Genomic DNA, 25,244 nt, shown 5'->3' with positions numbered 1-25,244 from the left:
GAGATAAAAATGGATAGAAACGAAGTGCAAATTATAAGAGATACAGGGTTTGGACAAGTTAAAAGGAGTATTTTGAGAGACAATAGTATTTCAATAGAAGCTAAGGCTATTTACTCATATTTTTGTGGATTTGCTGGAAGTGAGTCTAAAGCTTATCCGTTAAGAGAAACTATTATTAAAGAACTAGGTATTAGCATTAAAAGATATTACAAGTATCTAAAGGAATTACAAGAGAAAAATATTATAAAAATACAGCAAGTAAAAATTAGCAATGGATTATCTAGAAATATTTATTATATTAACGACTGCCCGACTAAATCATGTAGTCAAAATGACCACATAGTATGTAGTCAAAACGACCACATAGAATATAACAATAGAATAATAACATATAATAATAACCCCCCTATATCCCCCCAAGGGGAAAAGGGGGAGGTGGAATCTCAAATTAAAAACATCGATGTTGATATAAAAGATACTGAAAAAACACAATCCTCTAAAAGTGAAAAAGAAGTTCAAGAAGATACGCCAGAAGAAAAAGCAAATAAAGCTATAAATTCTATTAGCACAGATAAAGGCATAAAGAAAGTTATCAAGGACTTTGCAGGAGATGATATAGACTTGATAGACGCCTTAAAAGAATTTTATAGGGCAAGGAGCAAGCTAAAAAAACCACTGACGGCACGAGCCTTAAAGCTTAATATTAATTCTTTAAAAAATCTATCGATGGACAGAGATGAGCAGATAGAAATTATAAACCAGTCAATTGAAAAGGGCTGGCAGAGTTTCTATGAACTGCCTAAAGATCATCCTTATCAACGTGAAAAGTCGATTAAGGAGAATTCAAAATATGGATACGTATTTTAACTTAACAAAGAAAATCATGAATCTAAAAGTCAATCTCTTTACAAGAACTAAAGCTATATCTTTGGACGAAATGCAGATATACAACAGCACTACCGGCAACGAAACTAATTGTCCTAAATGCAAGGGGAGAGGATACATAGCAGAAGTTGTAGGTGAAAAAGATGTAAATGGCAATGATACTAGATGTTACATGATTTTAAAAGAATGCGAGTGTTTAAGCTATAAAAGAGAAAGCATAAAGGCTAAAAATAGCGGTATACAACCATTGCTAGAAAAGACCTTTGACAACTTTATAGCAAAAGATGACTGGCAAGTTAATATAAAAAGCCTTGCGGAAGAAAACGCAAAGGGAAAAGACTGGTTTTTTATTGGTGGTCAAAGTGGAACAGGCAAGACACATATATGCAGTGCCATTTTAAATTATCAATCAAGAAATCACATAAGAGTTAAATATATGATTTGGAACGAAGACATAAACAAGCTAAAAGATTTTGAAGATAACACATTTATTGAAAAGCTAAAGCGTGTAGAGTGCCTATATATAGACGATCTCTTTAAAAAAGCTAAAGGGCAAAAGGAATTGCCAAATTTAACCTCACCAGACATTGAAAAGACTTGGGAGCTAATTAATTTTAGATACCTAAACAAGTTAAAAACAGTAATTTCAAGCGAATTAAGCCTTGAAGATATTTTAAAAATTGACGAAAGTTTGGGAAGCAGGATAAAGCAAAGTGCAGGTAAATTTACGATTTCACTTAACAAAGACAAATTGAAAAATAGGAGATTAGCGTGATTTATCAAGAAGCTTTAAAAGCAATGAAAAATAGGTCGAAGGTAAAAGCAGCGGGAATAGTCTACAAGCACATAAACGCAATTATATTCAGAAAAACAGAGAGCAAAGAAATTATTGAAATAGAACTACAGAGTAATTGCCAAAATTCAGTAACTATTGTTGATATAGCACAAGCAGAGGTGTCAGATGAAAGTTAAAGGACGACTAAAAAACTTAAATTACAGTATAGATGGCAAGCCACAGGTTACCTTTGAATTAGAAAGATATCTAGATATAAATAAAATCGGCGAAATCAAGGGCGATGACCTACTCAATATAAATATTTCAAATGCGAAGAAATCACGTACACTTGACCAAAATAATTTACTATGGGCGATAATATCGGATATTGACAAAAAGGTTAATGGCATACCCTCAGAGATTTCTAGGTGGGACTTATATATTCAAGGAATTGAAGAGGCAGGAGTTGAATTTGAAGATGTAATAATACCAAAAAAGAGTTTAAAAATCTTCAAACAAGCCTTTAGAGCCTACAAAATTTTAGATGAAAAAGATGACAAAATACTTTTAAGATGTTTTTTAGGGTCAAGTAAATTCGACACAAAGCAAATGACAAACTTAATTGACTATTTCTTAAAAAAAGCAAGTGAAGTAGGAGTAACGATAATTGATTATACCAAAGAATTTTGAGAGGTTATTTTATTGAAAGAGCGTGCAGAATGTGAAATATGCGGCAGGTATGACTACTTAGAAGAACATCACCTAATACCAGGAATAGCCAATAGAAAATTAAGCGACAAATACAAATTAAGGATTAATGTTTGTAGAGCTTGCCATAACAAGATACACAACGAAAAAGAACTCATGAACTGGAGCAAAAAAAGAGGTCAAAAACTATTTGAAAGAAAACACAGTAGGGAAGAGTTTATAAAAGTATTTGGAATGAGTTATCTTTGACAGGAAGCAAGTACAACTCAATTAAAACAAAAGTTGACGGAATAAAATTTGATAGCAGAAAAGAAGCTGCAAGATACCAAGAATTAAAACTGCTAGAGAGGGCAGGAATTATAAAAGAATTGGAATTACAGCCAAGATTTTTATTACAAGATAAATTTAAACTAGATGGAGTTACTCATAGAAAAATTGAATATGTAGCAGATTTTAAATATTGGGATAGGGAAAAAGAAACTTGGATAGTTGAAGATGTAAAGGGCATAAAGACAGAAGTTTATAAATTAAAGAAAAAAATATTTTTGAAAAAATATGGTCGAGAATATACGTTCATTGAGATTTAAGGACAAAGAGAGGCAGAAGAATGAACAGAGTAAATTTAATAGGAAGGCTGACAAAAGGTATTGAATTAAGATATACCACATCACAAGTTGCATTAGGCAGATTTACATTAGCCATAAATAGAAAATTGACAAAGGAAAAAAGACAAGAAGCAGAAAGAAATAACCGACCAACCGCAGACTTTATAGGTTGCATAGCCTTTGGAAAAACAGCTGAAACTCTTTCAAATTATGTAGGCAAGGGTAACCAATTGGGAATTGAAGGACATATACAAACAGGAAGCTACGAAGATAAAGAAGGAAGAACTATTTATACGACAGATGTAATAGTAGAGGGCTTTACCTTTATAGGTTCAAGGCAAGAAGCACAGACAAGCACAGATTACAGCGACTTTATACCAGTGAATAATGACGATGTACCATTTTAAGGAGATAGCAATGGATAAAGAAAAATTACAAGAAATATTAAGAAAACATGAACTATGGCTTAATGGCGATGCAAAGGGAGAAAGAGCAAATTTAAGATGTGCAAATTTAGCAGATGCAGATTTAAAAGATGCAAATTTAGCAGATGCAGATTTAAGACATGCAAGTTTAAGAAATGCAGATTTAAGATGTGCAAATTTAGCAGATGCAGATTTAAAAGATGTAAATTTAGCAGATGCAGATTTAAGTTATGCAAATTTAAAAAATGCAAAACTTAATTGGTGTAATACACAAGATATAATAGGTCAAAAAATTATAAGTGTTCAAGTAGATACAACAAGAAAAAACAATCAGATAAGTTATTGGGTTAATTTAGATATTTGGACTACTGGTTGTTTTCAAGGTAGTTTAGATGAACTGAAGAAAAGTATTGAAGAAACGCATAAAGATAATGAGTTTTTGAGAGATAGATATTATCGTGCTATTGATTTTATATTAAATGAAGCTGAACAAGACAAGCTAATAGAAATTGAGGACTAAAGACAATGGAAGCGGTAAATGTAAAAAAAAGAAAGAAAGAAATAAAGTGTGAGTTATACAGAGATAATTTTGAAGTTTTTGACAGAATCTAATATCACAATTTAACTGGTTGCCAAGAATTTAACTTAAAAAATAATTATAGATGATGTAGTTTTTAAAGAATGAAAGATAATGTGTATATCTACACTGACTAGAATTTTTGTGCCGCATTTTGAGTGGAGCAATACTCATGTTAATAGAAAACTTAAAGGTATAGCCTATGGCAATATGCTAAATTAAATAGAAGTGTTTATCTTGAGAACGAATGTAATTAAAAATATAAAATTTAAAAACAAATATGTAATTTTTTCACTGGAAAAAACAAAAGAACAATTGCGAATATTTATAACACGTATATTTATAAGGCAATGACTATCTAAAAAAATAGCATTTTGGGTATTGTTTCACTCAAAGTATGGCACAGTGTTTACAAATGTATTGCTATTTATAGATATCAGAAATAAAGTATTGAAAAGCTATTAAAGACAATGAGTTTTTAATAGATAGATATCATCAGGTGTTAAAAAAGAAGATTTTATAGTTTAAATATTCTGATTTGGAAATTAGTGAAATTTAGAAAATGTTAAGAAATGTTAATGTTTTAACGCATAGGGGAAAAATGGAAAAATTAATTGTAATTTACGATAAAGAGAAAGCCGATTTAGGTCGAGACAAATATATAAAGGCTATTAAAAGTAAAATACCAGGTGCAATAGTTGCTGACATTGGAGAGTTGCCAGATTGTAGTGCAAGTAAGATGTTAGTCTTAAAGCCTATGGAAGATGATGATTTTGGGACTTTAAATGAGGATATTATATAGAGATTTGGGAAGATTATATTTATTGTTATAGGGGGAAATAATGACTAGGGAGCAGTTAGGGCAATACAGGAGCTTGTGCCTTGAAATTAAAGAATTAGAAAATAAACTTAATAATTTAAAGGGGAAAGAAACTTCTGACAAGGTCATTGCTTCTGCTTCTGAGTTTCCTTATAACCAGTATGAACTTAAGATATTTGGTATTGAAGATGACAAATACATAGAGAAGATAAGAACTAGGCTTACTCGTAGAATTAGAAGATGCAAGAAGTTAAGACTTGAGATAGAGGAATTTATTGATGGTATTGAGGACTCTAGGACAAGATTGGTTTTTCAACTTAGATACATTGAGGGCAAGAGTTGGGTATATATTTCAAGACAATTGGGAAGTTCAAATGAATCTTATGCAAGAATGATTCATAATAGATTTTTATAAGATTTATGTTGAAATATAAGCATAAATCTTTGACTTTTTTAAATTTTAAGCCTATAATTAAATAAGGACAAATTCCATTTTTTGGAATTTGTTAGATAGTAAATCTGGAGGTGTAAATTATGATTTTGTTAAATATGAAAATTGATAATATTTGTATGTTTAATAACTTTGAAATTGATTTTACTATTGATAGACTCCAAGGTGAAAGTATAGTTGGCAATGAAAGAATTAAATGTGCACCTAAAATAAAATATAAAAAATTAAATATAATAATGGGTGGGAACGCCACAGGAAAAACTACATTTGGTAAAGTTATATGTGAAATGGAAAATTTATTATTAGGCAGACCAAGTTCTATAATAAAGAAAATTTACGACAAAAAAAAGAATTCAAGGTGTGAAATATTATTTGTAGAAGGTAAATATTTATTTAATTATTTATTAGAAGTAAAACAAGATAAGTATATAGAAGAGTTAAAATACACTAAATTAAGGAAATCTAAAAATTTAGATAGCCATAAAAAGTATTTAGATCAAGAGTCTACTATTGAAACATCTAATGACGTATATTCTTTGGAAAAAGATAAAGTAATAATATCAAAAGTCATTGACTCATTTTTTGAAGAAGAAAAATCTGACTTTAAACTCTTTTTTATAAAAAACTTTGCTTATTATTTTAGGTTTGCTTCTTTTACAGAAAATTCAATTAATCCGAATATTTCAGATGAGTTATTGAAAGAGACTGAAAAAATATTAAAAATTATAGATAACTCTATAGATTCAATAAGAATGATTGAATCTACAAGCCTCAATGATGAAGATAATGATAATATTAAAGAGGACGATTATTATATTGTATTTAAAAATGGAGAAAGGGTTTTAGTAGAGGAATCTAACCCGAAAAACATTAAGGACAACAGGTTATCTCAAGGAACGATTGAAGCTATTGAGATGAGTTATATTTTAAAAAATCTTAATTCATTTCCTGGAACAGTTTATTTAGATGAACAAATGGCATATATGCATACTGAACTAAGTAATAATTTGATTCTAAAACTTATTGAATCTAATAAAGATTCCCAAATTTTTATAACAACTCACAATGAAAATGTGCTGGATTTAAACGTTCCAATTCATTCTTATACTTTCTTTACTAGAAATGATGGCGTTATTGATGTTGTTAATCCTGAAAAGAAATTAAATAAGAATGATAGGAACTTAAAACTGTATGTACAAAACAATTATTTTGAAACTTATCCTGAAATTGACGATTTATGGAGAGATTGAAATGAGTAGTTTAAAAAATCTGATAATTGTTGAGGGAAATACAGAAGAAAAGTTTTTTAAAGATTTTAAAAGTAAGTTAAAATATCCAGCAAAAATAATTGTTCATAATTTAGCTCAAAATGATTTCAATACAAATATAATAGGTTTAATGTACAATAGTGTATCAATTGTTTTAGATGCTGACATTCTCAATAAAACAAATGTAGACAGAATAAACTCTAATCTAAAGCTTTTAAACGCTAATAAAGTCAATATATATATTCAAAACCAAAATTTTGAAGATGAATTGGTAGGGTCTTTGAACGAGTGTAAAACACTTAATGATCTTTACAAATTATTTGACTGTAAAAATAAAAGTGCAAATGAATTCAAAAGAAAATTTTTAAAAGTTAGTGATATATCTAAAAAACCTAATTTCAACATTAATTTTCATATGCTATATTGTAATAATGAAATTTATAAAAATTATTTTAAAAAAGGAAAAGTTCAAACAGGAAAGCAATTATTTAGAAACAAATAATTTTGTGCGTTTTGTGCGATTTCTGTGTGATAGTATATATTATGAAAGAATGTAATATTTAGTGGGTTCATAATATAAGGATTTCAATCAGAATACGACAAAATTTCTCCTTTAAAGAGGTTTGCTTTTGCAGGTCTCTTTTATTATGTAAGAAAGGTGGTAATAATGGTATTGACAATTAAACAAAAGCAAGTTGCTGATGATTTTATTATCACTGGCAACAGGAGACGAAGAGTTATTTAAAATTTTATAAGAACATTAAAAATATAGAGACGGCAGCTGCAGCAGCAAGCTGTCTTTTTAATACTCCAGAAGTCAAGGAATATATTGAAAACAAGATGAAAGAGCTTGATGAAGAACTCATTGCTGACCAAAGAGAAGTATTAAGAGGACTTACAAGGCAATTTAGGAGAGAAGAAATTGACTATCAAGTTGTTATGGTAAAAAAGCCTAGCTTTGATAATAAGGGAAACTTTTTGGGAATTGAAGAGAGGCCTGAAATCTTAAAACTTCCTACACAAAACAAGGACTCTATAAAGGCGGGAGAACTCTTGGGTAAAAGGTTTGACATGTGGACTGATAAGGTTGAACTTAAATCCGCTAGTCAGGTAGTGATAGTTGATGACACAGATTAAATTATCCAAAGTCTTTACAAAAAGCTTCATAAACCTCCATAAAATAATTAAGAATGATGATTACCTCAAATATGTTTTAAAGGGTGGTCGTGCTTCTGGCAAGTCCTCCTTTATTGCTCAAGAGATAATTCTGGATATTATCAAATATCCTATAACTGTACTATGTGTAAGAAAAGTTGGTAATACCTTGCCAGAATCATGCTATGAACAGATAAAAGAAGCGATTGACCAATTAAACTTAAATGAATTTTTTAAATTTAATATTAGTCCACTTAAAATTACATATACTCCAAGGGGTAATGCAATTATTTTTAGAGGGACTGACGATCCTGCAAAGATAAAATCTATTAAGATGGCAAAGTATCCAATAGCTAGATTATGGATTGAAGAACTTTCAGAATTTAAGACAGAAGATGAAGTTTCTATGATTGAAAATTCTATCCTGCGTGGGGAACTTGATGGGGATCTAAAATATAAATTTTATTACTCCTACAATCCACCAAAAAGAAAGCAGTCTTGGGTTAATAAGAGGTATGAGACAAATTTCTTGCCCGCAAATACCTTTGTGCACCACTCCTGCTATTTAGACAATCCCTATATTTCAAAGGCCTTTAGGGAAGAGACAGAACATATAAGAGAAACCAAACCTTTAAAGTATAGGTGGGAGTATCTTGGTGAACCTATAGGTTCGGGTGTAGTGCCCTTTGATAATCTTGAATTTAGGGAGATTTCAACAAAGGAACTTTTAAGCTTTGACAATATTAGGCAAGGCATTGACTGGGGTTACGCCAATGATCCCTTTGCCTTTGTTAGGCTATATTATGACAAGACGAGGAGAAGAATATTTATTTTTGACGAACTTTACCAAGTCAAACTATCAAATAGGAGTGCAGCTCAAAAAATCAAAGAAAATGGGTGGAATGACACAAAGATAATAGCCGATTCTGCTGAACCTAAGTCCATTGACGAGATGTGGGATTATGACTTGAAAATCTATGGTGCCAATAAAAGACCAGGCTCAGTTGAGTATGGGGAAAAGTGGCTTGATGATTTGGAGAAAATTATTATAGATCCCAAGAGATGCCCTAACACTGCAAAAGAATTTGAGAACATAGACTATGCAGTTGATAAGGACGGAAATCCAAAGAATAAACTGGAAGATAAAGATAATCACGCGATAGACGCCACTAGGTATAGTCTCTCTGAAGATATGAGAGGCTCTCTTGTAGGATTTTAGGAGGTGGAAGTTTGAATTTAGAATTACTAAACAATGAAGAGCTTGTAAAATACTTAGAAAGTAAGCTTTCAGGCTTTGAAGAAACCAAGGCTAAGATGCAAACTGGAATTGATTATTATAACTATAAGCAGGGAATTGATGATAAAAAGAGAGCAGTTATTGGCAAAAACGGGAACTTGACAACGATTAAGAATTTACCAAATACAATTATTAAGGATAATCAGTATTCAAGAGCTTTAGACCAAAAAAGGTCCTATGTTTTATCGAAAAGACCTAATATTAATTCTAAGAATAAGGAAGCTATAGACTTTTTAGATGGATTTATTGACAACAGGTTCATGAGAGCTCTAAACAAGATAGCTATTGACTCTTATAATACTGCCTTTGGCTGGATGTATCTTTACACTGATGGCAAAGACATCAAGTACAAGAGGTTAGATCCAATGACTGTTATACCTGAATGGTCAGACGATAACCATGAAAGTCTTGATGCAGTTATAAGGGTAGTAAGTGAGAGTGAATTTGAAGCTATTGAGTTAAAGGTCAAGTATTATGTATATGTTTATATGTTAGACGGAATTAAGGTCTTTAATTATAAGGATGGCAAGCTTACTTATTTAAAAGATGAGCAATATCTTGAAAGGAAAGGGAGCTTATACAGTTATAAGAAGTTACCTTTTGTATATTTTAAACAGCCTAACGAAATAACACTACTTGATAGGATTAGGTGCTTGCAAGATGCACTTAATCTCTTGCTATCAAATTATGCTGACAATATGTTTGAAAACCCTATGAATTCAATATTAGTTTTAAAGAACTATGAGGGTGAAGACCTAGGGGAATTTAGGGAAAAACTTGCACAGTATACAGCTATTAAGGTTAGGACTGCAGATGGAAGCGACGGAGGAGTTGACACTCTTGAAGTAACTGTTAATTCTGAGAACTATAAGGTAATAATAGAACTTATAAAGAAAGCTATTGCTCACAATGCAAGAAGCTTGTACTTAGACAATGAAAGGACAAACAATGCCCCTAATACTTTAAACATCAAGGCAATGTATTCTGACATGGAATTAGATGCCAATGACTTAGAGTTGGAATTTACAGCATCCTTTGAATACTTATTCTCTTGGATTGCTGATATTGTTGGAATTGATTTTTCAGATATAGAAGTTAAGTTTAAAAGAAGTATTATGGTAAATGACGAGTCGACAATTGAAATGATTAGAAATTCAATAGGAATTATTTCTAATGAAACTTTAGTTGCAGCACATCCTTTTGTGGAAGATGTAACTGAAGAATTAAAAAGGATTGAAAAAGAAAAAGAAAAGGTCCTTGATTATTATGATGACTATAAGAGCTTAGGCGGTGAAGGTCATGATCACTTACTGGGAAAAGAGAATAGGGAAGATAAATGAAGAGATCTATAAAGATGCTGATAAGTATGTTAGGGATTTAAGAAAGCTTTACGAGCAAGAAATTAATAATATTGATGAGAAGATTTATAACCACCTTAGCAAACTTCAAGAAGAAGCAGGTGGCATTTCTTTATTTGATGCTAAAAAGCTACTAAATGATAAGGAGCTAGACCTCTTTAAAATGGGTTTAGAGGGATTTATTAAAAAATCTCAAGGAAATATCACTCCTGAGATAGAAAGAGAACTCAATATAATTTCTCGTAGAGTTAGGATATCAAGGCTACAAGCAATGGAAGTTGAGATAAAAAAGACTGTGGCAGGGCTTATGTCAAGAGAAGAAAAAGGCCTTTTTGCACATTTGGGTAGGACTTATGAAAGAAGATATTATAAGGAACTTTACGAACTCCAAAGAATAACAGGCTATGACAGTGTTCGGAAAATTTCTAAAGAAGATTTAAAAATTATATTAAACAATCCCTGGACCAGTGATGGAAGAGAATTTTCTGAAAGAATTTGGGAAAGAGGGGATAAACTTGTAAATTCCTTAAAAGATAGCTTAATAAGAAATATTGCAAGGGGAGCAAGCCCAGAAGAGAGCATAAAAGAAATACAAAAACAATTTGGTGTTTCAAAGGCTGCAGCATCAAGACTTGTTTATACAGAAACCGCTGCTATATCATCAAAGGCAACTCAAGACTCCTATAAGAGAATTGGGGTTAAGAAGTATGAGATTTTAGCAACTCTTGACCTTAAGACAAGTGACATCTGCAGGAGTCAAGATGGAAAAACCTATGATATAAAAGATTATAGAGTAGGTATAACTGCTCCACCTTTTCATCCCAATTGTAGGACTGACACAATACCATTTTTTGATGATAATTTAGAAAGACAACTAGATAAAAATGTAGGGAGATCTGCAAGAAATCCTAAAACTGACAAGACAGAAATTGTTGAAAATATAAATTATGAAAATTGGTATAAAAAGTATGTAATGGGTGAAAAAACAAGTAAAAGTGGGTATAATAAAAATAATAGAACAGGTCAAACTAACAAAGTTAATAAAGATAAAAAAGAATTACCTAAAACTTTAGAAAGATTTAAAGAACACCAAGAAAAATGGGAAAATAATGTAATTAGACAAGAATTGTCAGAAAATGAAATAGAATCTGTATCTAAAGGAATTAAAAAATTAGTTGATTCTAATGAATATGCTATTAGAGTGGATTCAAGTGTTTTAGAAAAGATTCTAGATGATGGAAGGTTTAAAAATCAATTCGAAACAAATACTAGTGGTGGAGCTTTAAATGCTGAATATCGAAAGAAAGCAACCAAACAACTATTTGGAGTAGGAAACAAAAAGCTTAGTGCTTCTGAAAGAGAAAAATATGACTATTTAGGTCATAAGAATTTTGCAGAAGATAGGCGTGATTTTAGTGTAGGGCAATATGGAAATTGCGTTGTGCATTTTGACAAAAACAAGTTGGCAGGCAAAGTTACTTACACAATTGACGATAGTTTGGGATTTGCTATTAATAATATGACTGTTGCAGGTGATGCAGGTAACCCAAGTGCATGTGGGATTAGAAATGATAGGTTAAAAGATATTGCTAATTTATTTGTGAATAGTAAAAATAGTCCAAATTTATCAGACTTCGTAGAAGATACCAGCATCAGATATGTAGAATTACAATATCATGGTGAATTAAATGCTGATGATATTAAGGAAGTTTGCTTTATCGAAGATGAAGGTGCATTTGTCGACGATAGAGTTATAAAAAAGCTAAAAGACAAAGGTATAAAAGTTTTTAAAATGAGTGGTGATTGGTATGAAGAAACAACTGTTGAAATTTGATAGTGCATTAGGATACTACAAAAATGGAGATGTTGCGGTGAGATTATCTGATGGTAGGTATGCACTTATTGACACTAAAAGAGAGAATGCTCCGCCAAAAATTTCAAAAGGATTTGTCACTGTATTTGCAATGTCTGTTTTAAGGGGTCAAGCTATTATAGAGGATATACCAAAAGAACTTATAGATAAGAGCAAAAGAATTTTATCTGATCCAGATTCAAAGATAAAAGGAAGAGAATGGGACTCTGATCCTTGTTTTATAAATCCAAAGGTCTTTTCAAACTCATCAATAGAGAAAACAAATATTGAATATTTAAAAGATTTTGCTAACAAAAGCAATGCTAATGCTCTGTCAAATAAGATTATTGAGGAGAATAATGTTAGAACCTAGGTTTATACCTTATTTGTCAGAAAAAAAGGCAGTTACAAAAAATGGATATGAATATATTGTCCTTAAAGATAATACACCTGAGGATATATTTAACGAGTATATGAGAAGAGTTCAAAAGCAAGATTATAGAATTAAAAACGGAGAAATGGTAGTCAAATACTAAAAGCACGCTGACAATTATGTTGGGAGTGCTTTTTTATTGAAAACAACTATATAAATATGGCTTTAAGACGACTGTAAAAGGTCGTCTTTTATATTGTCTTGGAAAGACGTAAAACTTATCCACCTGTGAGACTGTAACACTCGTAGTCGATTTTTGATAAATCATAGATTTGAAACAAGTCGACATCTGACCTACTAAAGAAATCAAAGATTTCTAGTGGGTCATGAAAAAAACGTAAGGAGATGAAAGAATTCTTGGGATTGAGCCAGGTAAAAAGGAATCTCTTGAAGACAGGAGGAAGAGGGTTTATCTCCTTTGGAACAAGAAAATAAGATGGACTCACAGGACATTTTTAAAGTGGCTTGATGTTTACTTAGGTAAGGACAATTACAAGCTATCCCTAGATTATGACAGGTATGGGATAGAGATAGATGTAATTGTTAAGAAGTCTCTATATTTTGACCTTGATGACCTTGGCAGACAGGTTAGGGATATAATTCCTGCGAATTTAACACAGTTTATAAAAGTTAAGTTTGTAAGAGACCAAACCATCTATTATGGCATGTATGGTCAAAAGGCTAAACATTATAAGGTCTTGCCTAATAAGGTTGAGGATAAGGAGTTTGAAAATCCTATCTATATGGGGATTGCAACTTATCATAGGAAAATTAAGAGAGTTGCTATTATGCCAGAGGTTTGGACACTTGACCGTGAGGGAATGTTTTTAGAGGTTGAAGATGGAAGTGGGGTGCGTATGAAGTATGAAAAATAAAATAAATGATATTAATCAAGTTTTTAAGGGAAAGAAACTCCTTGCTTATGATGAGACTACTGGAGAGTTTGCAGTAGTATCTCCACACATTTTTACATCTACAGTCTACACCGAAGAGGGAGTACCACTTGATGAGTACCTAACTTTTAAACCTCAAGAACTTATAGACAAGCTAGACGATATTTTAAAAGACGCTCCAAAAGAGTACGATACTTTTAGGGAAATTGCTGCTGAACTTAACACCAATAAGGACTCCATAGTTGAGATTTTAAGGGCAATTTCTAACCGAGTTAAAATGCCAGAGGGTGGAAAAGCAGGTCAAGTTTTAAAACTCAATTCTGACGGTCAAGTTGTTTTTGATGACGACAAGGACACAGTTTATACCCACCCAGAAATCCACAAGGCAGGGGTAATCGAAACCGACCCAAGCCATAGATTTGTGACTGATAAAGAAAAAGAGATTTGGAACAACAAACTAGATAAGGATAGCAACTTAGAAGCTAACTCAATCACACTCAATAATCAAAAGAAATTACTAAAGGATATCCTAAATCAGCTTATAAAAAATACTGACGACCTTGAAGGTCTTATAGGGGTAGCTAACGGACTTGCAAGTCTTGATGGCAATAAAAAAATCCCAATAGACCAACTCCCGGAAGAAGCTTTAAAGGATACCACTTATGACCTTACATCTTATGCAAAAAGTGAGGATTTAGAAAGCACCTATGCAAAAATATCTGCACTTACTAACCTCAAAAAAGCGATTGATGGCGAACTTGAAAAATATGTAGGCAGCAAGGAATTTGATGATTTTGTTGATGTCTACATCATGGAGTTAGACAAAAAAGAAAGCACTATCCACAAAGGCGAGGTCAATGGATATGCAGCTCTTGATGGAAGTGGGAAAGTTCCAGAAGAGCAACTACCAGAAAAGGCTATAAGAGAGTACGACCTTACACCTTATGCAAAGAGCGAGGATATCAAAAAGACCTATGCAACTAAGGAAGAGGTAACATCTGGACAACTTGACTACACTGCAGAAAACGCAGCAAACAAGGGAAAGGCTAATGGATATGCAAGTCTAGGCGGTGATGGAAAAGTACCTGCTGAACAGTTGCCATCCTATGTTGATGATGTGTTGGAATTTGCAAGTAAAGCTAATTTTCCAAGCAGTGGAGAAAAGGGCAAAATCTATGTAGATTTATCCACAGAAAATATTTACAGATGGTCTGGAAGTGCTTATGTCGAGATATCTCCAAGTTTAATAACACAAGCTGAAATTAAAAAGCTACAAGGTATTGAGGACGGGGCAGAGAAAAATAACGTGACCCGAGCCATGATAGATAGTTGGAATAATAAGATAACATCTAGGGATGTTGCAAATGTAAAACTCACACCAGGAACCGGAGGCGAAAAGTGGTCTACATTATCATCAAGGGAACTTAAATGGTGGATATCCGACCTGATCCAAAGGACAATAGAATTAAGAGAAAGTCTCGATAAAAAACCTGATGTAGTTGAGATGAGCCTTGAAGATTATAATAATCTGACTACAAAAAATCCTAACACTATATATGCAACTTATTAGGTGATGATATGGATTTTTTAAGGACTAAAAATGTTTTTTATAGAGGGAAGGATATTAAAAAGCTATTTTATGGAGAAAATATAATTTGGTCTAAAATGAAGACCGATTTTTCAAAAGATTTTAAGACTTTGAATGAGGATGAAAACTTTGAGGGAATATATGATATTAACAAAAAGGGATTTGTTATTTAAGTTTTAAGTACTATGTGATACAATATAATTACAAGAGGTGATTATATGAGTATGTCTAGTATAAATTTTAGAATTGATTCAAAACTTAAGGAAGAAATGAAAGACACTTGTAATAGGCTTGGTTTAGATTTAACATCTGCATTTACTATCTATGTTAGAAAAGTTGTAAGCGAACAAAGGATTCCTTTTGAAATTAGTGTTAGTGATAATTCTTTATTAGGTCCTTATAATTCTTTTGATGATATCTTAAGGGAAATTGATGAGGAAATCTATGCTGAAAATTTATCAAACAAATAGGTTTAAGAAGAGTCTTAAAAAGATTCGCAAAAGAAAGGAAGATATATCAGAGTTAAGGTTTGTAATTGGAGAATTGCAGAATCTTAAAACTTTAGATAAAAAATATCTAGATCATGAATTAAAAGGCGACTATATTGGTTATAGAGAATGCCATGTTAAAAATGATTTATTACTTGTATATAAGATAGAAAAAGATATATTGGTACTTGAATTATTTGATTTAGGTACGCATAGTGATTTGTTCTAAAATTTAAATAGTAAGATTAATTAGAGAGGCTTTAGGCTTCTCTTTTTTAATAAAAGAAGGGAGTAGAAATGCAAAGAGGAAGATTTTATCTAACTGAAAAGGGACGAGACCTATTGGCTTATTGCCAAACAGGCGAGCCTTTAAACTTTACAAGGGCGGCAATTGGTACTGGAAAAATTGAAAGTACTGCAGCCCTTTTTGTGATGGATAAGTTGGTGGAAGAAGTCCAAGAAGTTGACATTAGAGGGATAAAGGCTAATGGCTACGGAACAAGCACTATTAGTCTTGCAATAACTAATCACGAGACAAAAAAGGGATTTTTGATGTCTGAAGTTGGTCTATTTGCTCATGACCCGAGAAAGGGCGAAATCCTATATGGAGTTGCATATTATGACGACCATGCAGATTATATACCAGTCCACGACCAAGAAATGGTTGAAATATCTATGGATATAATCGTGGTGGTATCTAATGTTGACACTATTAATATCAATATTGATAGGTCAATGATTTGTGCAAGTCAGCTAGACCTCATGGATTTAGCTGGGAAAGACAGGACAAACCAGACTGTAAGAGGCAACTGGGATTTAATACAAGATTTGGCTTTAAGGATTGCCGCCATGGGTACGTCAATTCAAACAGATAGTAGGTACAATAACTTTAAGGTTGATTTTAAACGCTTAGATGGCACAGAACAATTTGAAGGTATTTACGACCAACAAATGGCAAGGTTTGTGATATAGAAGGGAGTGATGAAAGATGACTTTATATAAATGGGGAAAATTTGAAATTAAGCCAAACTTGAAAACAGTCGGCGAGGGATATTATACACTGGCGTACTTAAGATATGATGAAGGTGGTAGATATACTTGGTATTATACGGTACCACCGGTATTCTCAAAATCAAAGTTGCATAATGGGGAAATCCTACTAGAAAACCAATTCTATAGCGGATATCGTGATAGTCGAATTATTTCCTCATACGAATATGGCTCAAAATCAAAAACCCTCGAGGCATTTAAAAAAGACGTAACAAAACGTTTCAACGATGCTAAACAATATGCTGAAAATGGATATTTTTATGATAAAGATTCAAGATACAACGGCGATAAAAAATATTATGTGCTAAGTGGTATGAGAGATCTTACTTTTTCTGATTTGGGAGATGGTTGTCATGCCGGTTTCTGTCCTGATAAATTAGTCTTAGACCCCAATAATCCGTCAAATAAAGGCTCAAGGCTTGACACGGTTACATCAACTAATAGGAACGCTTATCCTAATGACGGAGAAAGTGGAGATTACTGGTATGTTTACGAGGGCATAGCAAACCAAGAACCAAGTATCTCTGACAAAGATGAGGACTTGGGAGGATTTAAAGCACCTTTTAAAAAGGTCTTTTCTGTAGACGACCCAGACAATAACGAGACTTTAAACGTTACAGTAAAACTCAATTCAGTAACAATTAGGACAATCAATAACGCTACAAAAGGCGAGTCTTACGAGATTGACATTGACAAGGCAAAATTTGACGAGTTAGAACTCAACAAGACCAATACCATCGAGATTACAGTTTCTGACTCCAACGGGGCAAGTGCTATAAGACGATACACCTTTAAAAAGGTCAACACAAACCCAGTAGTCACAATAACTAACTCCAACTTAGGGGAGCAAAATAAACCTTTTAGTTTCTCTTTTAAGGCTAATGACCCAGATGGAGATGACATCACAGTTAAGGTCTATGTAGACGACGTGCAAGTACAAGACCTTGGAAAAGTTACACCAGACCAATCAATAGGAGTTAATGTTGGTAAATTAGACTATGCCAAACTTTTAAATGGCTAGCATAGGATTAAGATTGAGGCAACTGACTCCTTTGGGGCAAAGGGAACAGGCTACATTACTTTTTCTAAAAAAATTAATTATTGTTGGTATAGACTTACCAAAGAAGTTGATGCCCAACCGTCAGCAGTTGTAGTTAACCTATTAACAGAATTAGCCAAAGGTGCAAAGATGACTGTCAAGGTGGCACTCAATGCAAAAGACTCTAGCCCAACTTGGGAAATTGTACCAGAAGAGTTGATAGGTCAAAAGTACAATTTTAAAACTAAAACAAAAACTGCTGACAAATGGTGCATTGGAGTTGACATAAGGATTGATAGGGCAGATACACCAGAGGGTAAGACGTCTTATTTCTACGGATTTGTAGGGGCTTATATGTAAGGAGGAAATTATGGCAATTGAATTTATAAACGAAAAATCTTTAAAAGAATTGCAAGCTAGCGGGGATTCTGAGGCAATCCTAGAGGAACTTAAAAAGATTAATGAGGGTAACATGGCTCTTGCTGAAGCTGTTGCAACAAATTATGAAACGAATTTAGAAAGAGCAGAAAAGACAGATGAAGTATTAGCTACAATTTATGAAACTATTTTAGGAGGTCAAGCATGATTGATTTATATGTAGGATTAGTTATTAGAGGTAAAAGAACTTGTGATGTGAAGAACAAGGAAGTTAAGTTAGTTCCTGCACATTTAAGAGAAAAAGTCATAGAAGAACTTAAAAATCAAGGATATGATGAGAATGGAAAGAAAATCAAGTAGTGTATTAATTGGATTTGCAGTAGCAAGTCTTTTTTTATACAAATTTTTAGTTAAAGGGGGTGTAAATATGCTAGATTTATACGTTGGATTAGTTTCAAGACAAAGAAGAACTTGTAATCCTGAAAATAAAAAGGTAAGACAAGTGCCAAGTATTTGGAGAGAAGCAGTCCTTGAAGATTTAAAGGCTCTAGGGCTTGATGCAGACGGCATGCCAATTGAAATTGAAGGCTAAAGAATGTAAAATATGTATGAGGACATACAGATGGTTCGCCCAATAATTTTATTGGGAGGTGTTACAATGGGCTTATATGAAAAAATATCTTTATTGATAGCTTTCATTAGCTTAATTGTAACTATCCTATCACTTTTTAAAAAAGATTAGGAAATAAAATACCACCTGTATCGTTACTACTGGTGGTATAGAAATATAACCTGTAGGGCGACCGTCTTAAACGGTGTCCTCATTCATATATATTATACCACAATTAAAAAAATTAAACAGATAGTCTTAGGGCTATTTTTTTTATACGCAAAAAGAGGTGAGTTAATGGAAAATGAAAAGATAACGGATCATGAAATAAGAATCTCAAAGTTAGAAGAGAACGACAAGACGCAGGACAAGCGAATAGAAATGCACGGAAAGCAAATCGATGAACAAAAAGAATTAAGCAGAAGACAAGACTTAAATATAGAGATTATAAAAAAGGATTTATCAAACATAGACAGGACAACAAAAAAGACAGATGACAAGTTAGACAGGTTATATAATGAAAGACTTTCCGACCAATACATTAAACCAAATGAGAGAACAAAGAATTTTATAGATGCAATAATAAAAGTAGCTATTGGCATTTTTATAGGTGCATTTATATATTTTCTGTTTCCAATGCTTAAATAGGAGGTACAGACATGAAATTTATATTTAAGCCTATATCAAATTCAAGACAGATAGGCAAAAAAAGACCGTATAGCGATATAAAGTTTATAGTTATCCACTATACAGGAAATTACTCAAAAGGGGCGGATGCTATGGCTCACTTTAAATATTTGCAAGGTGCTAAAAGGTATGGCTCAGCTCATTACTATGTAGATGAAAAAGAGATTATACAAATTATAGGAGATAGCTTTGTGGCTTGGTCTGTGGGAGATAATCAAGGTTATGGCAGGTATTTAAATGGCTGCACAAACTCAAACTCAATTAGCATTGAAATGTGTGTAAATGCAGATAGTGACCAAGATAAAGTTTATAAAAACACATTAGAGCTTACTAAAAACTTGATGGAAAAATTCAAAATACCTGCAAGTAAAGTTGTGAGACATTATGACGTAAGCCGTAAAGATTGCCCTCATAATTTCCGCAACAATAACTGGGCTAAATGGTGGCAATTTAAAAAGGATATTGAAAAGCCTATAGAGTGGAAAATTGACTTATCAAAAAATTCAGAATTTGGAAAGGAAAAAGATATGGAAAAAGATTATAAAAATCACTGGGCAGAAAAAGAAATAGACGAAGTAAAAGAAGCTGGAATTATGAAAGGTTATGAAGATGGAAACTTTAAACCAGATGAAAAAATTACAAGGGCTGAAGTAGCAGTAATTGTCGCAAAACTCCTAAAAAAAAATTAAAAAATACTAGATATTATCAAAAAGGTAATTTTCACGTAATAGAAACAAACCCTGAAAGTATAAGAATAGAATTTGTAGCAGGTAGAAAAATGGGAGAACTGCGAAGAAAGTTTGCAATAAATGGAACTTTTTTTGACATGAAAAATCCTGGTAGTAAAAAAGGAATTTGGAAAATAGCAGCACAAGATAACCAACAACTGGGAGAAAACTCTTTTACTAACTCATACCAGGGAACTAAAACAGTAACAATGGCATATTTAGAAAAGGGTAATGTAATTATGGATAGATTTAATAATCTCAGGGAGATACAAAGGTTAAGTAAAGTAAAATGGGCAATAGGCGGCAATGCTTTATATCCAGATTATAATTTAAAATTAGAAAAAGCACTGCCAGACATATCAAGGTTTGCACCACATACAATTATGGCTTATACAAGAGATAATACAATCATATTGCTTATAACAAAAGAAAACAGGACACTTACAGATGCAAGAAATGATTTGCTAAAAGAATTTAATTTAGTAAGTGCCATAAATCTTGATGGTGGAGGATCTACCGCTATGGTGGCAGACGGGAAAATAATAAAAGACCAAGGAAGAAAGTTAAATACAATTATTAACGTGATTTGAGGTGATAAAATGAAAAAGGAAGATTTATTAAGAAAATTAGGAAGTAGAAAATTTTGGGCTTGTATTAGTGCAGTTGTAATTGCACTTGTTGCATTTTTTAATGCTCCAGCAGAAACAACAGAAAGAATTGTTGCACTTATTAGTGCCATTGGAGGTTTATGTATCTATATGTTATCTGAAGGAATTGCAGATTCAAAACCAAGTGATGTGACAAATTATATTGAAACAAAAGATTTTAAAGAATAATAAAATTTTTTAAGCCTGAAGATTTATTTCTCCAGGCTTATTTTTTTATGTATAAATATAGATAAGGTCAGATTATTAGAGATCCATTTTACATTATTGTTTATTAATTCTAAATTGAAATTTTGTATCCACTTGTATATTTAAAAGCTACTGTAACAATGCTATTGCAATGTGTGTAAGAAATAACTTCTTGGGTTCGAGTCCCACCTTTAGCACCAACATCGTGTATCATACCGTTATTATGCGAAATGATGCACGATTTTTTTATAAAACTTTAATAAAAAATTAAAAAACTTTTAAATTAAATAAATTTCATAGAAAAAATTCAATATTTTAAAACATAAATTATTTTAATCTTAGTCTGAAATAAAAATTTTACAATAATCTTAAAAATTTTTCAGATTATTAATAAAATATTATGGGTAAATAATTTCTAGAAAGGGAGGTCAACTTGAAAAAATTAAAAAAATGTTTTTATGCTCTTCCATTTTTAATGCTCTTTACAAACTTTGTATACGCAATAGGTGAAAGCAATTTTATAAAAAGCTTCTTTTCTAATGATTATATTTTTACAATTTTACTTATCATTGCTATTGTGAGTGCTGTTTTTGAAATTTTGACTCCTGGTTTTGGAATTGGTGGAATTATTTCTATTCTTTCTTTTGTAATGTTCTTTTGGGGGAATATTGCAATGGGAAACACTAATTGGTTTGAAATTTTGTTATTTGTCTTGGGACTTTTATTGCTTGGTTTTGAGATAATGATACCAGGTTTTGGCATAGCAGGAATTAGCGGAATACTTTCAATATCAGTTGCTATTGTTTTAGCTATGAAAGATATTTACTTCGCTATTTTTTCTCTTGCGATTGCCCTTGTAATTGCAGTAGTTTTAGGATTTATTCTTTTGAAAAAGGGAATAGACTCTGAAGTTATAAATAGGCTTAGACTTTTTACAGAAAGTTCAAGTGAAAGAGGATATGTATCTGTTGAGAGCGAAGAAGTAAGAGTAGGAGATGTTTTAATAACTAAAACAGCTCTAAGACCAACAGGCTATGCGACTTTTGATGATAAAAAAATCGAAGTTATTTCAGATGTTGGATTCATTGGAAAAGATGAATCAGTTATAGTAGTTAGAATTAGCGGCGCAAGAGTTTTCGTCGAAAAAAATATTTAGGAGGATTTATGAATATTTATCCCTTTGGAAGCATTATAGTTATCGTATTAATTTTTATACTTATATCAATATTTTTGTCCTTTGTTCCTATTGGACTATGGGTAACGGCTTTTTTCTCAGGTGTTAAAATTAAAATTTCAGAGCTTATTGGTATGAAACTTAGAAGGGTTAAGCCTTCAAGGATAGTTGTTCCTGCTATTAAGGCAACTAAAGCTGGTTTAAATCTTGAAATTTCTAATCTTGAAGCACATTATCTTGCTGGTGGCAATGTAAATACTCTTGTAGATGCACTTATTGCAGCACAAAGGGCAAACATTCCTCTACAATTTGAGAGAGCTGCAGCTATTGATTTAGCTGGTAGGGATGTACTTGAAGCAGTGCAAGTTTCAGTTAACCCAAAGGTTATTGAAACGCCAAACATTTCCGCAGTTGCTCAAGATGGCATTGAGGTAATTGTTAAGGCAAAGGTAACTGTTAGAGCAAATATTGAGAGACTTGTTGGCGGTGCTGGTGAGCAAACTATTATTGCAAGAGTTGGTGAAGGAATTGTAACAACTGTAGGTTCATCTCAAAGTTACAAAGCAGTTTTGGAAAATCCAGATTCAATTTCTAGAGTTGTACTTGACAAGGGACTTGATTCAGGAACTGCTTATGAAATTTTATCTATTGATATTGCCGATGTAGACGTTGCAAGAAATATTGGAGCAAGACTTCAAACTGATCAAGCAGAAGCAGACAAGAGAATTTCTGAAGCTAAGGCAAGTGAAAGACGTGCTATGGCTCTTGCTCGTGAACAAGAAATGAAGGCTGAAGTTGAAGCAATGAGAGCAAAAGTTGTGGAAGCTGAATCACAAGTGCCTATTGCAATGGCTGAGGCTTTAAAGAGTGGAAATTTAGGAGTCTTTGATTATTACAAAATAAGAAACATAAATTCTGACACTGATATGAGAAATTCTATTTCGAAAATTTCTGACAAAAATCAAAAAAAGGAAAATAAATAATGATCCATGGTTTTAGTATTCTCATCACAATAATTTCTTTAATACCAGCCATAATTTTTGTTATATTTTTTAAAATATTATTAATTATAATGAAGCGCAGTAAAAAGAAATTTACTGAAGATATTTATGAAGAAAATAGAAAATTTCATGGAGATAAAAAATCAGATGTAGACACTTTAGCTGAGGAAATAAAAAGAATAATCAATGAAGAGAGAAAAAAAGAAAAGAACAAAAAGAGTTCTAAAGAAGAATCTAAAAAAAGAAAGAAGAATATTTTAATAGATAAAGATCCAAAACTTTCTCAAAGAGAACTAAAGGAAAAACTTCTAGAAAATAGAAAGTTAAAAAATCGAGATAATAAAAATTATAAAGAAGAAAATTTGTCGGAAACTTACAACCTTGAAAACACTTATAATTTGTCAAAAACTTATAATTTAGAAAAGGACAGCGGAAAAATAATAGATAGTGAGTTTATTAAAGAATGTGAATCAGATCAAGTTTTTTATGAAGATGAAAATGGGGAAAATATTGACCTTAATTTTTTAGATTTTAGTGTAGAAGATTTGCCGAAAATGATTGTTTATAAAGAAATTTTCGACGAACCTTTAAGTCTTAGATAAATAAGGGCTTGCTTTTCATAATCTATGGAAAAGTGAGCCTTTTTGTGGTATTATAATAATCACGTTTAAGGGGGTATATATTTGGCAAAAGTGGAAAGCTCCATTGATATTAATGATATAAATTTATTGACAATTGTTTTTGGAAAATTAGATGAAAATATTGGTCTAATTGAGAAAGAATTAGATGTATCTATTAAATCCAAAAAGGATAAAGTTTTAATATATGGTGAGGAAGAAAGAGTTGAAGATTCTTTAGTTTTATTGAACAATTTAATTGAAACTGCAAAGAAGCAAAATAACCTAAGTCTTTCCGATGTTAGATATTCTATTTCTTTAGTTAAAAATAATGAAAAGAGACCAGTATATGAACTTTTAAAGGACACAGTAGTTTATACCTCTATGGGTAAACCTATAAGGGCAAAAACTCTTGGTCAAAAGAGATATATTGACAATATTAACAATAGCGACATTGTATTTGGAATTGGACCTGCAGGCACTGGCAAAACTTATCTTGCAATGGCAGCGGCAGTTCGTGCCTTTAAGTCTAAGGAAGTAAATAGAATAATCCTAACTAGACCAGCTGTCGAGGCTGGAGAAAATTTGGGATTTTTGCCGGGAGATTTGCAAAATAAGGTTGATCCATATTTAAGACCACTTTATGATGCTCTCTTTGAAATACTTGGTCACGACACATACAACAATTTATTTGAAAAGGGACTTATTGAAGTGGCACCTCTTGCTTACATGAGAGGTCGGACTTTGGATTCTGCCTTCGTAATTCTTGATGAAGCTCAAAATACAACAAATGAGCAAATGAAGATGTTTTTAACTCGTCTTGGGTATGGTTCAAAAGCAATTATTACTGGTGACGTTACTCAAATAGATTTACCTCATGGCAAGCAATCAGGGCTTAAAACTGTTCTTAAAATTCTCACTGGGGTCAAGGGAATAGGAATTACTTATCTTAATAAAAATGATATTGTTAGACATCCCCTAGTTCAAAGGATTATCGATGCCTATGAAAAATATGAAAAGAATAATGAGAAGGCAGAAAAGCTTATTGAAGATAAAAAGTCCAAAAGTTGGGGAAAATAATGCAAGTTTATTACGATAATAGACAAGAAGATATAGAAATAACAGAAGAAACAAAAAATCTAATAAAAAAATCCATTGCTGCAGTTCTTAAAATTGAAAAACTTGACGAAAATGTAGAAGTTTCAGTTTCTTTCGTTGGAGATGAAGAGATAAGAAAATTAAATCGTGATTACAGAGGCGTCGACAAAAGTACAGATGTCCTATCTTTTCCTATGGATGATGAATTTATTCTAGACAATAGAATTTTAGGTGATGTTATAATAAATACAAAACGAGTTATGGAGCAAGCAGAAGAACTGGGTAATTCCAATGAAAGAGAGTTATCTTATCTAACAGTTCATAGCATACTTCATCTTTTGGGATATGATCATATGGAAGATGAAGACAAAAAAGAAATGAGAGAAAGAGAAAAGCTTGCAATGATGGAGCTTTCAATTTACAGGTGATT

38 protein-coding genes and 1 pseudogene are annotated in these 25,244 nt (G+C 32.0%); all 39 read left to right on the top strand.

The window, feature by feature from the left end:
- The first annotated feature begins 9 nt into the window (after positions 1-9).
- The 39 genes and pseudogenes from HKO22_RS00615 (at position 10) to ybeY (ending at position 25,242) form a co-directional block, all read left to right on the top strand.
- Complete coding sequence (locus HKO22_RS00615; protein WP_169967761.1) at positions 10-867, top strand: helix-turn-helix domain-containing protein; 858 nt, start codon at positions 10-12, stop codon at positions 865-867.
- On the top strand, positions 851-1,660 hold the full coding sequence (locus HKO22_RS00610) for a DnaA ATPase domain-containing protein (RefSeq protein ID WP_169967759.1): 810 nt from the start codon (positions 851-853) through the stop codon (positions 1,658-1,660). The genes HKO22_RS00615 and HKO22_RS00610 overlap by 17 nt, the downstream gene beginning before the upstream one ends.
- On the top strand, positions 1,657-1,857 hold the full coding sequence (locus tag HKO22_RS00605) for a hypothetical protein (protein WP_169967757.1): 201 nt from the start codon (positions 1,657-1,659) through the stop codon (positions 1,855-1,857). The genes HKO22_RS00610 and HKO22_RS00605 overlap by 4 nt, the downstream gene beginning before the upstream one ends.
- Positions 1,847-2,350: a hypothetical protein gene (locus HKO22_RS00600; protein ID WP_169967755.1), complete on the top strand. Its 504-nt coding sequence runs from the start codon at positions 1,847-1,849 to the stop codon at positions 2,348-2,350. The genes HKO22_RS00605 and HKO22_RS00600 overlap by 11 nt, the downstream gene beginning before the upstream one ends.
- 12 nt (positions 2,351-2,362) lie before the next feature.
- Entirely contained in the window at positions 2,363-2,617 is a 255-nt protein-coding gene (locus tag HKO22_RS00595) for a hypothetical protein (protein ID WP_169967753.1), read from the top strand.
- Positions 2,614-2,955, top strand: coding sequence for a DUF1064 domain-containing protein (locus tag HKO22_RS00590; RefSeq protein WP_169967751.1), 342 nt, complete (start codon positions 2,614-2,616; stop codon positions 2,953-2,955). The genes HKO22_RS00595 and HKO22_RS00590 overlap by 4 nt, the downstream gene beginning before the upstream one ends.
- Before the next feature lie 20 nt (positions 2,956-2,975).
- Entirely contained in the window at positions 2,976-3,380 is a 405-nt protein-coding gene (locus tag HKO22_RS00585) for a single-stranded DNA-binding protein (RefSeq protein WP_169967749.1), read from the top strand.
- Between the two features lie 10 nt (positions 3,381-3,390).
- Positions 3,391-3,918, top strand: a complete 528-nt coding sequence (locus HKO22_RS11200) for a pentapeptide repeat-containing protein (protein ID WP_235932785.1) — start codon at positions 3,391-3,393, stop codon at positions 3,916-3,918.
- Between the two features lie 658 nt (positions 3,919-4,576).
- Complete coding sequence (locus HKO22_RS00575; protein WP_169967745.1) at positions 4,577-4,777, top strand: hypothetical protein; 201 nt, start codon at positions 4,577-4,579, stop codon at positions 4,775-4,777.
- 40 nt (positions 4,778-4,817) lie between these two features.
- Entirely contained in the window at positions 4,818-5,210 is a 393-nt protein-coding gene (locus tag HKO22_RS00570; RefSeq protein WP_169967744.1) for a hypothetical protein, read from the top strand.
- A 119-nt stretch (positions 5,211-5,329) separates the two neighbouring features.
- Positions 5,330-6,496 (top strand): AAA family ATPase, encoded by a 1,167-nt coding sequence (locus HKO22_RS00565; protein WP_169967742.1) that lies wholly within the window; start codon positions 5,330-5,332, stop codon positions 6,494-6,496.
- A 1-nt stretch (position 6,497) separates the two neighbouring features.
- The gene (locus tag HKO22_RS00560; protein ID WP_169967740.1) at positions 6,498-7,016 is read left to right on the top strand and encodes a hypothetical protein; all 519 of its coding nucleotides are present in this window, start codon (positions 6,498-6,500) and stop codon (positions 7,014-7,016) included.
- Positions 7,017-7,273: 257 nt separating this feature from the next.
- On the top strand, positions 7,274-7,651 hold the full coding sequence (locus tag HKO22_RS00555; protein ID WP_328818425.1) for a terminase small subunit: 378 nt from the start codon (positions 7,274-7,276) through the stop codon (positions 7,649-7,651).
- Positions 7,638-8,888, top strand: coding sequence for a PBSX family phage terminase large subunit (locus HKO22_RS00550; RefSeq protein ID WP_169967959.1), 1,251 nt, complete (start codon positions 7,638-7,640; stop codon positions 8,886-8,888). The genes HKO22_RS00555 and HKO22_RS00550 overlap by 14 nt, the downstream gene beginning before the upstream one ends.
- An 11-nt stretch (positions 8,889-8,899) precedes the next feature.
- On the top strand, positions 8,900-10,306 hold the full coding sequence (locus HKO22_RS00545) for a phage portal protein (protein WP_169967738.1): 1,407 nt from the start codon (positions 8,900-8,902) through the stop codon (positions 10,304-10,306).
- Entirely contained in the window at positions 10,266-12,158 is a 1,893-nt protein-coding gene (locus HKO22_RS00540; RefSeq protein WP_169967736.1) for a minor capsid protein, read from the top strand. The genes HKO22_RS00545 and HKO22_RS00540 overlap by 41 nt, the downstream gene beginning before the upstream one ends.
- Positions 12,133-12,549, top strand: a complete 417-nt coding sequence (locus tag HKO22_RS00535; RefSeq protein ID WP_169967734.1) for a hypothetical protein — start codon at positions 12,133-12,135, stop codon at positions 12,547-12,549. Before HKO22_RS00540 ends, HKO22_RS00535 begins: the two co-directional genes overlap by 26 nt.
- A complete protein-coding gene (locus HKO22_RS00530) occupies positions 12,536-12,712 on the top strand; it encodes a hypothetical protein (RefSeq protein WP_169967732.1) in 177 nt (58 codons plus the stop codon). The genes HKO22_RS00535 and HKO22_RS00530 overlap by 14 nt, the downstream gene beginning before the upstream one ends.
- A gap of 250 nt (positions 12,713-12,962) precedes the next feature.
- Positions 12,963-13,211 (top strand): annotated as a pseudogene (locus tag HKO22_RS11035) (hypothetical protein); the annotation flags it as partial.
- Between the two features lie 63 nt (positions 13,212-13,274).
- Positions 13,275-13,484, top strand: a complete 210-nt coding sequence (locus HKO22_RS10650) for a hypothetical protein (protein ID WP_211660174.1) — start codon at positions 13,275-13,277, stop codon at positions 13,482-13,484.
- Positions 13,474-15,072, top strand: a complete 1,599-nt coding sequence (locus HKO22_RS00520) for a hypothetical protein (RefSeq protein WP_169967730.1) — start codon at positions 13,474-13,476, stop codon at positions 15,070-15,072. The genes HKO22_RS10650 and HKO22_RS00520 overlap by 11 nt, the downstream gene beginning before the upstream one ends.
- 8 nt (positions 15,073-15,080) lie before the next feature.
- Positions 15,081-15,263 (top strand): hypothetical protein, encoded by a 183-nt coding sequence (locus HKO22_RS00515; protein ID WP_169967728.1) that lies wholly within the window; start codon positions 15,081-15,083, stop codon positions 15,261-15,263.
- Positions 15,264-15,308: 45 nt separating this feature from the next.
- Entirely contained in the window at positions 15,309-15,560 is a 252-nt protein-coding gene (locus HKO22_RS00510) for a type II toxin-antitoxin system RelB/DinJ family antitoxin (RefSeq protein WP_169967726.1), read from the top strand.
- Positions 15,535-15,807, top strand: coding sequence for a type II toxin-antitoxin system YafQ family toxin (locus HKO22_RS00505; RefSeq protein WP_169967724.1), 273 nt, complete (start codon positions 15,535-15,537; stop codon positions 15,805-15,807). The genes HKO22_RS00510 and HKO22_RS00505 overlap by 26 nt, the downstream gene beginning before the upstream one ends.
- A 68-nt stretch (positions 15,808-15,875) precedes the next feature.
- Positions 15,876-16,550 carry a phage tail-collar fiber domain-containing protein gene (locus HKO22_RS00500; RefSeq protein ID WP_169967722.1) on the top strand — a complete coding sequence of 225 codons (675 nt, stop codon included), beginning with the start codon at positions 15,876-15,878 and terminating at the stop codon, positions 16,548-16,550.
- 16 nt (positions 16,551-16,566) lie between these two features.
- Complete coding sequence (locus HKO22_RS00495) at positions 16,567-17,649, top strand: hypothetical protein (protein WP_169967719.1); 1,083 nt, start codon at positions 16,567-16,569, stop codon at positions 17,647-17,649.
- Between the two features lie 168 nt (positions 17,650-17,817).
- Positions 17,818-18,027, top strand: a complete 210-nt coding sequence (locus tag HKO22_RS00490; RefSeq protein WP_169967718.1) for a hypothetical protein — start codon at positions 17,818-17,820, stop codon at positions 18,025-18,027.
- Positions 18,028-18,037: 10 nt separating this feature from the next.
- Positions 18,038-18,253: a hypothetical protein gene (locus tag HKO22_RS00485; RefSeq protein ID WP_169967716.1), complete on the top strand. Its 216-nt coding sequence runs from the start codon at positions 18,038-18,040 to the stop codon at positions 18,251-18,253.
- Positions 18,250-18,405 carry a CD1375 family protein gene (locus HKO22_RS00480; RefSeq protein WP_169967714.1) on the top strand — a complete coding sequence of 52 codons (156 nt, stop codon included), beginning with the start codon at positions 18,250-18,252 and terminating at the stop codon, positions 18,403-18,405. Before HKO22_RS00485 ends, HKO22_RS00480 begins: the two co-directional genes overlap by 4 nt.
- Positions 18,406-18,472: 67 nt before the next feature.
- Positions 18,473-18,637: a CD1375 family protein gene (locus HKO22_RS00475; protein WP_235932784.1), complete on the top strand. Its 165-nt coding sequence runs from the start codon at positions 18,473-18,475 to the stop codon at positions 18,635-18,637.
- 315 nt (positions 18,638-18,952) lie between these two features.
- Entirely contained in the window at positions 18,953-19,303 is a 351-nt protein-coding gene (locus HKO22_RS00470) for a hypothetical protein (protein ID WP_169967710.1), read from the top strand.
- Positions 19,304-19,314: 11 nt separating this feature from the next.
- Complete coding sequence (locus tag HKO22_RS00465; protein ID WP_169967708.1) at positions 19,315-20,031, top strand: N-acetylmuramoyl-L-alanine amidase; 717 nt, start codon at positions 19,315-19,317, stop codon at positions 20,029-20,031.
- 89 nt (positions 20,032-20,120) lie between these two features.
- A complete protein-coding gene (locus tag HKO22_RS00460) occupies positions 20,121-20,660 on the top strand; it encodes a phosphodiester glycosidase family protein (protein ID WP_169967706.1) in 540 nt (179 codons plus the stop codon).
- Positions 20,661-20,669: 9 nt separating this feature from the next.
- Positions 20,670-20,906 carry a hypothetical protein gene (locus tag HKO22_RS00455; protein ID WP_169967704.1) on the top strand — a complete coding sequence of 79 codons (237 nt, stop codon included), beginning with the start codon at positions 20,670-20,672 and terminating at the stop codon, positions 20,904-20,906.
- 451 nt (positions 20,907-21,357) lie between these two features.
- Positions 21,358-22,080, top strand: a complete 723-nt coding sequence (locus HKO22_RS00450; RefSeq protein WP_075658940.1) for an NfeD family protein — start codon at positions 21,358-21,360, stop codon at positions 22,078-22,080.
- A gap of 8 nt (positions 22,081-22,088) precedes the next feature.
- Positions 22,089-23,081: a flotillin-like protein FloA gene (gene floA / locus HKO22_RS00445; RefSeq protein WP_075658939.1), complete on the top strand. Its 993-nt coding sequence runs from the start codon at positions 22,089-22,091 to the stop codon at positions 23,079-23,081.
- Positions 23,082-23,170: 89 nt separating this feature from the next.
- Positions 23,171-23,701 (top strand): hypothetical protein, encoded by a 531-nt coding sequence (locus HKO22_RS00440; RefSeq protein ID WP_169967702.1) that lies wholly within the window; start codon positions 23,171-23,173, stop codon positions 23,699-23,701.
- 81 nt (positions 23,702-23,782) lie between these two features.
- Complete coding sequence (locus tag HKO22_RS00435) at positions 23,783-24,796, top strand: PhoH family protein (RefSeq protein ID WP_169967700.1); 1,014 nt, start codon at positions 23,783-23,785, stop codon at positions 24,794-24,796.
- On the top strand, positions 24,796-25,242 hold the full coding sequence (gene ybeY / locus HKO22_RS00430; RefSeq protein WP_169967698.1) for an rRNA maturation RNase YbeY: 447 nt from the start codon (positions 24,796-24,798) through the stop codon (positions 25,240-25,242). The genes HKO22_RS00435 and ybeY overlap by 1 nt, the downstream gene beginning before the upstream one ends.
- Positions 25,243-25,244: the final 2 nt, after the last annotated feature.

This window comes from Peptoniphilus faecalis, from assembly GCF_012976305.1.
Taxonomy (GTDB): Bacteria; Bacillota; Clostridia; order Tissierellales; family Peptoniphilaceae; genus Peptoniphilus_A; species Peptoniphilus_A faecalis.
Note: the sequence above shows the minus strand (reverse complement) of the source record. Positions and strands in the feature narration are given on the sequence as shown.

Bases quoted from the DNA above. Each gene is read 5' to 3' on its own strand.
- HKO22_RS00615 (WP_169967761.1), top strand. From the start codon at position 10: ATGGATAGAAACGAAGTGCAAATTATAAGAGATACAGGGTTTGGACAA.
- HKO22_RS00610 (WP_169967759.1), top strand. From the start codon at position 851: ATGGATACGTATTTTAACTTAACAAAGAAAATCATGAATCTAAAAGTC.
- HKO22_RS00600 (WP_169967755.1), top strand. From the start codon at position 1,847: ATGAAAGTTAAAGGACGACTAAAAAACTTAAATTACAGTATAGATGGC.
- HKO22_RS00585 (WP_169967749.1), top strand. From the start codon at position 2,976: ATGAACAGAGTAAATTTAATAGGAAGGCTGACAAAAGGTATTGAATTA.
- HKO22_RS11200 (WP_235932785.1), top strand. From the start codon at position 3,391: ATGGATAAAGAAAAATTACAAGAAATATTAAGAAAACATGAACTATGG.
- HKO22_RS00575 (WP_169967745.1), top strand. From the start codon at position 4,577: ATGGAAAAATTAATTGTAATTTACGATAAAGAGAAAGCCGATTTAGGT.
- HKO22_RS00570 (WP_169967744.1), top strand. From the start codon at position 4,818: ATGACTAGGGAGCAGTTAGGGCAATACAGGAGCTTGTGCCTTGAAATT.
- HKO22_RS00565 (WP_169967742.1), top strand. From the start codon at position 5,330: ATGATTTTGTTAAATATGAAAATTGATAATATTTGTATGTTTAATAAC.
- HKO22_RS00560 (WP_169967740.1), top strand. From the start codon at position 6,498: ATGAGTAGTTTAAAAAATCTGATAATTGTTGAGGGAAATACAGAAGAA.
- HKO22_RS00550 (WP_169967959.1), top strand. From the start codon at position 7,638: ATGACACAGATTAAATTATCCAAAGTCTTTACAAAAAGCTTCATAAAC.
- HKO22_RS00540 (WP_169967736.1), top strand. From the start codon at position 10,266: ATGATCACTTACTGGGAAAAGAGAATAGGGAAGATAAATGAAGAGATC.
- HKO22_RS00535 (WP_169967734.1), top strand. From the start codon at position 12,133: ATGAAGAAACAACTGTTGAAATTTGATAGTGCATTAGGATACTACAAA.
- HKO22_RS00530 (WP_169967732.1), top strand. From the start codon at position 12,536: ATGTTAGAACCTAGGTTTATACCTTATTTGTCAGAAAAAAAGGCAGTT.
- HKO22_RS10650 (WP_211660174.1), top strand. From the start codon at position 13,275: ATGTATGGTCAAAAGGCTAAACATTATAAGGTCTTGCCTAATAAGGTT.
- HKO22_RS00520 (WP_169967730.1), top strand. From the start codon at position 13,474: ATGAAAAATAAAATAAATGATATTAATCAAGTTTTTAAGGGAAAGAAA.
- HKO22_RS00515 (WP_169967728.1), top strand. From the start codon at position 15,081: ATGGATTTTTTAAGGACTAAAAATGTTTTTTATAGAGGGAAGGATATT.
- HKO22_RS00510 (WP_169967726.1), top strand. From the start codon at position 15,309: ATGAGTATGTCTAGTATAAATTTTAGAATTGATTCAAAACTTAAGGAA.
- HKO22_RS00505 (WP_169967724.1), top strand. From the start codon at position 15,535: ATGCTGAAAATTTATCAAACAAATAGGTTTAAGAAGAGTCTTAAAAAG.
- HKO22_RS00500 (WP_169967722.1), top strand. From the start codon at position 15,876: ATGCAAAGAGGAAGATTTTATCTAACTGAAAAGGGACGAGACCTATTG.
- HKO22_RS00495 (WP_169967719.1), top strand. From the start codon at position 16,567: ATGACTTTATATAAATGGGGAAAATTTGAAATTAAGCCAAACTTGAAA.
- HKO22_RS00490 (WP_169967718.1), top strand. From the start codon at position 17,818: ATGACTGTCAAGGTGGCACTCAATGCAAAAGACTCTAGCCCAACTTGG.
- HKO22_RS00485 (WP_169967716.1), top strand. From the start codon at position 18,038: ATGGCAATTGAATTTATAAACGAAAAATCTTTAAAAGAATTGCAAGCT.
- HKO22_RS00480 (WP_169967714.1), top strand. From the start codon at position 18,250: ATGATTGATTTATATGTAGGATTAGTTATTAGAGGTAAAAGAACTTGT.
- HKO22_RS00475 (WP_235932784.1), top strand. From the start codon at position 18,473: ATGCTAGATTTATACGTTGGATTAGTTTCAAGACAAAGAAGAACTTGT.
- HKO22_RS00470 (WP_169967710.1), top strand. From the start codon at position 18,953: ATGGAAAATGAAAAGATAACGGATCATGAAATAAGAATCTCAAAGTTA.
- HKO22_RS00465 (WP_169967708.1), top strand. From the start codon at position 19,315: ATGAAATTTATATTTAAGCCTATATCAAATTCAAGACAGATAGGCAAA.
- HKO22_RS00460 (WP_169967706.1), top strand. From the start codon at position 20,121: ATGGGAGAACTGCGAAGAAAGTTTGCAATAAATGGAACTTTTTTTGAC.
- HKO22_RS00455 (WP_169967704.1), top strand. From the start codon at position 20,670: ATGAAAAAGGAAGATTTATTAAGAAAATTAGGAAGTAGAAAATTTTGG.
- floA (WP_075658939.1), top strand. From the start codon at position 22,089: ATGAATATTTATCCCTTTGGAAGCATTATAGTTATCGTATTAATTTTT.
- HKO22_RS00440 (WP_169967702.1), top strand. From the start codon at position 23,171: ATGAAGCGCAGTAAAAAGAAATTTACTGAAGATATTTATGAAGAAAAT.
- ybeY (WP_169967698.1), top strand. From the start codon at position 24,796: ATGCAAGTTTATTACGATAATAGACAAGAAGATATAGAAATAACAGAA.